The sequence below is a fragment of the uncultured Cardiobacterium sp. genome (assembly GCF_938028185.1).
In the GTDB taxonomy this organism is placed as follows: Bacteria; Pseudomonadota; Gammaproteobacteria; order Cardiobacteriales; family Cardiobacteriaceae; genus Cardiobacterium.
Map to the genome: position 1 here is coordinate 1 of NZ_CALJAH010000354.1, position 5,429 is coordinate 5,429.

Sequence of the window (5,429 nt, forward strand, 5' to 3'; positions counted from 1 at the left end):
ATCCTGCGCCCTGGTTTGAAGGTAGTGTGTATCCGCGAGATTCAAAAATCGCTCAAGTTTTCAGCCAAGGCTCTGATTGAGGGCAAAATCCACAAGTTCGGGCTGTCGCACCTGTTCGAGGTAACCCGCGAAGAAATCCGTACCCCGGGTGGCGGGTTGATGATTTTTCAGGGGATGCAAGACCATACCGCCGACAGTATCAAGTCGCTGGAGGATTTTGACCGTGCCTGGATTGAGGAGGCGCAGACCATTTCGGCGCGCTCGTTGCGCCTGCTGCGCCCGACCATCCGCAAGGCGGGCAGCGAGATTTGGGCATCGTGGAATCCCGAAAACGAGACCGACCCGATTGACCAGCTGCTACGCGGCAAGGACAAGCAACCCGGCAGCATCGTGGTTGAGGTGAATATCAACGACACCCCTTTTGCGAGCAAGGAAACGTGGGACGAGTATGCCAACGACCGCGAGCGCGCCGCGCGTCGGCAGGATGCGGGCGACAAGAATGCCTGGGCGGACTTTGAACACGTCTGGCATGGCAAGTATGCCGTGCTGTCGGCGGCGCAGGTGCTGGCGGGCTGTTACCGCATTGAGGCGTTTGAGCAGCAAGACGGATGGGATGGCCCTTACTTCGGCGTGGACTGGGGGTTTGCGTCAGATCCGACGGTGATGGTCAAGTGCTGGATAGACGGGCGGACGCTCTATGTTGAGCAAGAGGCATGGGGAGAGCACGTCGAGACGGTAGACGTCCCCGCGCTGTTTGACCGCATCGAGGGTGCGCGACAGCACGTCATCCGTGCCGACAGCGCCCGACCGGAGATGATTAGCCACCTGCGCAATCACGGTTATCCGGGGATGCGGGCGGCAGACAAATGGCCGGGGAGCGTCGAGGACGGCATTGGCTGGCTGCGCGGCATGGACATCGTAATCCATCCGGCGTGCAGGCACGTCGCCGAGGATGTGCGACTGTGGAGTTACAAGACCGACCGACTGACCGGCGACGTACTACCCAAGCTGGCAGAGGGACACGACCACGGCCCCGACGCCATACGCTATGCCTGCGCGCCGATGATTCGCCGGGGCGGGATGGGCGTGAGCAGCGTGGTGGCATCTGCCCGCCGCCGCATGGGCAACCGATTATGAGGACAGCAATGTTTTGGGGATTATTCAAAGCCAAACCGGGCAAAGCGCCAAACAAGGCGCGACCGGTCAAGGCGGGGGCGCAGTTTGTCGTGCCGACCTACAACCTGAGCGCCGCCGACGTCGATGAGGTGCTTAAGCGTGCCAATTTAACCCGCACCGACCTGCTCAAGTTGCTCTACGATGACGAGATTTCCGGCTGCGTCGCCCGTCGTACTGCGGCGGTGATGGGCAACGCCTGGCACATCGAGGGCGACAATACCGACTGGCTCTATGAGGCGGTGGCGGCCATCTATGAGGACGCAGTACGGGTGATGATGCAGGCGCTGTGGATAGGCTCCAGCATCGGCGAACTCGTCTGGCAGGACGGCGTGCAAAAGACCATCCGCGCCGTCGTGCCGCGCGTCATCGAGCAATTTAAGGCCGACAACGACGGCAACCTGATTTGGAAATCGCCCGGCGGCGGCGAAGTGGCTGTCATCCCGGAAAAGGTGTTGCGTGGGGCGGTTAATGTCAATGAGACCAACCCTTACGGCGATGCGTTACTTTCGCGCGTCTATTGGGCGTGGTTCGCGAAAAATTACGCCGAGCAGTTCTGGAACAAGTTTGCCGAGCGCCATGCCTCGCCGCTGACGGTCATCAAGAGCGCGGTCAATACCGCCAATCGTGATGAGGCACAGCGGGATTTGGCGGCATTGGCAGCGGCCGGTTCGCAGGGTGTGGCCGATGGTGTCGTCGCCATGAGTGACCAGGACAGCATCGAGTTTGTCGAGGCCAACAACGACGGCGCGGCGCATGAAAAATACACCCGCCACCAAATCCAGCGCATCCAGAAGACATTACTGGGGCGGGTGCTGACCTCCGAACTGGAGACCGGCTCACGCGCGGCGCAGGAGACGGACGACGGTTTTACACAGTCTATCGCCGATGCCGACCTGACCTTTGTTGAGCGCGGAATCAACCACATCGTCGCCTGCCTGCTCACCGTCAACGGCATGGATGCCGAGGGCGTGTACTTCACCTACGAGCGGGCGCAATCCATAGACAAGAGTCGCTGGGAGCGCGACGTGGCGCTGCTCAACACCGGCAAAATCGAGCTGACCGAACAATACTACCTCGACAACTACGGCTTCGAGCCGCAGCATTTCCGGGTGGTCGCGGCGGCTCCGGCCACACCCAAACTCTCGCTCTCGCTCTCGCAACTGACACCGGGTGCGCAAGAGGTGGAGGATGGAATTACCGCTGCGCTCAAGGACGCCCCGGAAATGCTCGGTGTAGAGGCGGTGCTTGCCGTCGCCCGCGAGGCACATGACGAGGCAGACCTGATGCGTCGTTTGGTGTTGCTCTACGACGACCACGACGACAGCCAATACACCGACTGGCTTGCCGGCGCATTGGCACTCGCTGCGGCACAGGGCTACGTCCACGCCGACAAGGGGCGCTACTGATGAACTATCCCGATGCCGCCGACTATCTGCGCGCCCGTGGCGTCGAGCCTGCGGCCGAGTTCTATGCGCGCTTGGAGCATCTGCGCAAAGAAGCATGGACACTCGCCAAAATCAGCGACGTCGAACAAATCGAGCAGGTCAAACAAAGCCTCATCCAGGCATTGCAGGAAGGCAAGAGCTTCCGCGAATGGCAACAGGCGCTGACCCCGGAAATGCTCGCCCTGCCGAAGCACTATCAGGAGACCGTGTTCAGAACGGCGGTGCTGTCATCCTACAACGGGGCGAAATGGACACACTTCCGCGCCCATGCCGAACGCCGCCCCATCCTGCGCTACATCGCCATCAATGACGGACGCACCCGCCCGGCACACCGCGCCCTGCACGGGCTGATGATGCCGGTGGATGACCCGCGCTGGCAAACGCTGGCACCACCAAACGGATTTAATTGCCGGTGCAGTATGGTCAGCCTCTCCGACAGGCAGGCAAAGGCGCTGGGCTACACGGGCGCACCGACTGACATACCAGCGTGGGAGGACGCGCATGGCGTGCAACATACATCCGCACCGGATAATGGTTGGGCGCATAGCCCGGAGCGTGGCGACCTCACCGACTACCTGCGCCAACGTGAGGCAAAGACGGGGCTTGGTAATGCAACCTATACCGAGACGCCAGCATTCCCGACGCCGGAGCAATGGAAAGATGTCGCTAAAATGGGCGAGGAGGTGTGGAATAAACACGCTGACCTACTAGACAACATTAATTTCGATTGGATGGAAGACCAGACGATTGTTCAAGTTGAGGACCAGCTCCCACAAAAACGGCATGAATTTCTGAACGCGCTAACGGAGGTCATGAAGCGTGAAGGAGTAGAGACTGGCGCAGAAGCCAAAGCCGAAGGCGATGCGGTTAAAAGGTTCCAAGACATCATCAAACGCTATCCTGCCTCATGGGTTAAGCGGGCAAACGAAGCCGGGACGGTTTATATTCGGAATCTAACAAGGAGAGGGTTCCAAGTTTTCATAGACAAGGACCTATCGTCGTTTGTACTTAATGATAAGTGGATGAAAGCAAATAAGCTCGACATTTTTTCGCGGTTTTCCGACACCTTGAAGGAGGGAGACAGCTTGCTTTGTTTGAACGATATGTCCGGTAAAAAGGCGTCGTACCTAGCTGGCAGAATCAGTATCCATGAATATGGGCATCGACTGCAAGAAACTGTGCCTGGGCTGGATGATTATTTCAAACAATTTTGGCTTGACAGAACCAAAGGAGAAAAAACAAAACCATTGGCAGATTTTGCGGAAGATAAAGGCACGTCGCATTATTCGCACAAGGAAGTAGGGCGCGAGGATAATTTCGTGCACGGCTATATTGGTCGCAATTACGGCGACGATGATAACCCACGACCAAAGGAAGTACTGACAATGGCATTCCAAGCGCTGCTTGGTGGAGATGTTCACCTGTTGAGAAAACTGCTGGACAATGACCGCGAAATGTTATACTTGGGGGTAGGATTATTGACGAGGTTCAACCCGTGAAAAAATTGGAATTTACCTTCAGGGGCGTACCGTTTGTGCTGGATTTGGCGACGGGAGAACTGCATGGCGATGATGGCGATGCGCGCAAGGAAATCGAGCTTGCCACCGCGATTGGGCGGCAGGGCGGCGGATGGTACGACAGCGCGGGGGTCTTTATCCCGGTGCGCATTACCGACCCCATGCGCGATGCCAAACAGTTTTCCGCCTGCATCTTCAGCATCGCCCCACACAAAGTTTCAATTCGCGCTCCCGCGTGGGGAGCGACAAAAAATGACATTGATTGGTGTGCGTCCATCCGGGTTTCAATTCGCGCTCCCGCGTGGGGAGCGACGCTGGCCGCCTTGGCCAAACTGCCGCCATCGCAGCGTTTCAATTCGCGCTCCCGCGTGGGGAGCGACCATGAGCGAGATGTCGTCGGCGTACTCCTGGCCGTTTCAATTCGCGCTCCCGCGTGGGGAGCGACACAGCTACCGGCAACGTAGCTGACTAACCAAGTGTTTCAATTCGCGCTCCCGCGTGGGGAGCGACGAACAATCGCTCGCCGCCGTCAGCGACGCCGCCGTTTCAATTCGCGCTCCCGCGTGGGGAGCGACCGACGGCGTCAAAGCCAATGCGGGCGCCATCGAAGTTTCAATTCGCGCTCCCGCGTGGGGAGCGACTTTCTATTGCCGCTATTACAACGTCAGCGGCGAGTTTCAATTTGCGCTCCCGCGTGGGGAGCGACGCGCATTTTTTGTACTGGCCGGTGCTGTTCAAAAAGTTTCAATTCGCGCTCCCGCGTGGGGAGCGACTAGAGCACGCCGTTAAATACCTGCGGATGCAAGGTTTCAATTCGCGCTCCCGCGTGGGGAGCGACATTCTCAACGTGATTCTGTTATTGCCATCATGGATGTTTCAATTCGCGCTCCCGCGTGGGGAGCGACCAATACAAACGGTCTTGACCTTCAATACAAAACTGTTTCAATTCGCGCTCCCGCGTGGGGAGCGACTCTGCCGGATTGTGCCAATCCGCGAGGTTTGCTGGTTTCAATTCGCGCTCCCGCGTGGGGAGCGACATCATATGCCACCGCGCGCGAACGTCTATACAACGTTTCAATTCGCGCTCCCGCGTGGGGAGCGACATCCTGCTGTTTAATCAAGCCAAAAGGATTGATGTTTCAATTCGCGCTCCCGCGTGGGGAGCGACTTTCTATTTCCGTTTCTGCCATAAATTCCACGATGTTTCAATTCGCGCTCCCGCGTGGGGAGCGACGCGTCTGTTGCTCTGTGCCAGTATAAAGTGGTATGTTTCAATTCGCGCTCCCGCGTG

3 protein-coding genes and 1 CRISPR repeat array are annotated in these 5,429 nt (G+C 58.3%); all 3 genes read left to right on the forward strand.

What is annotated here, in order from left to right; genetic code table 11:
• Nucleotides 1-24 precede the first annotated feature (24 nt).
• The 3 genes from Q0349_RS10305 to Q0349_RS10315 are packed head-to-tail and all read left to right on the forward strand — an operon-like array spanning nt 25 to nt 4,120.
• Complete coding sequence (locus Q0349_RS10305) at nt 25-1,137, forward strand: phage terminase large subunit (RefSeq protein ID WP_298080833.1); 1,113 nt, start codon at nt 25-27, stop codon at nt 1,135-1,137.
• A gap of 8 nt (nt 1,138-1,145) precedes the next feature.
• The gene (locus Q0349_RS10310; RefSeq protein ID WP_298080831.1) at nt 1,146-2,582 is read left to right on the forward strand and encodes a DUF935 family protein; all 1,437 of its coding nucleotides are present in this window, start codon (nt 1,146-1,148) and stop codon (nt 2,580-2,582) included.
• Entirely contained in the window at nt 2,582-4,120 is a 1,539-nt protein-coding gene (locus Q0349_RS10315) for a phage minor head protein (RefSeq protein WP_298080832.1), read from the forward strand. The genes Q0349_RS10310 and Q0349_RS10315 overlap by 1 nt, the downstream gene beginning before the upstream one ends.
• A gap of 233 nt (nt 4,121-4,353) precedes the next feature.
• Nucleotides 4,354-5,372: direct repeats of the CRISPR family, unit length 32 nt; unit sequence GTTTCAATTCGCGCTCCCGCGTGGGGAGCGAC.
• Nucleotides 5,373-5,429: the final 57 nt, after the last annotated feature.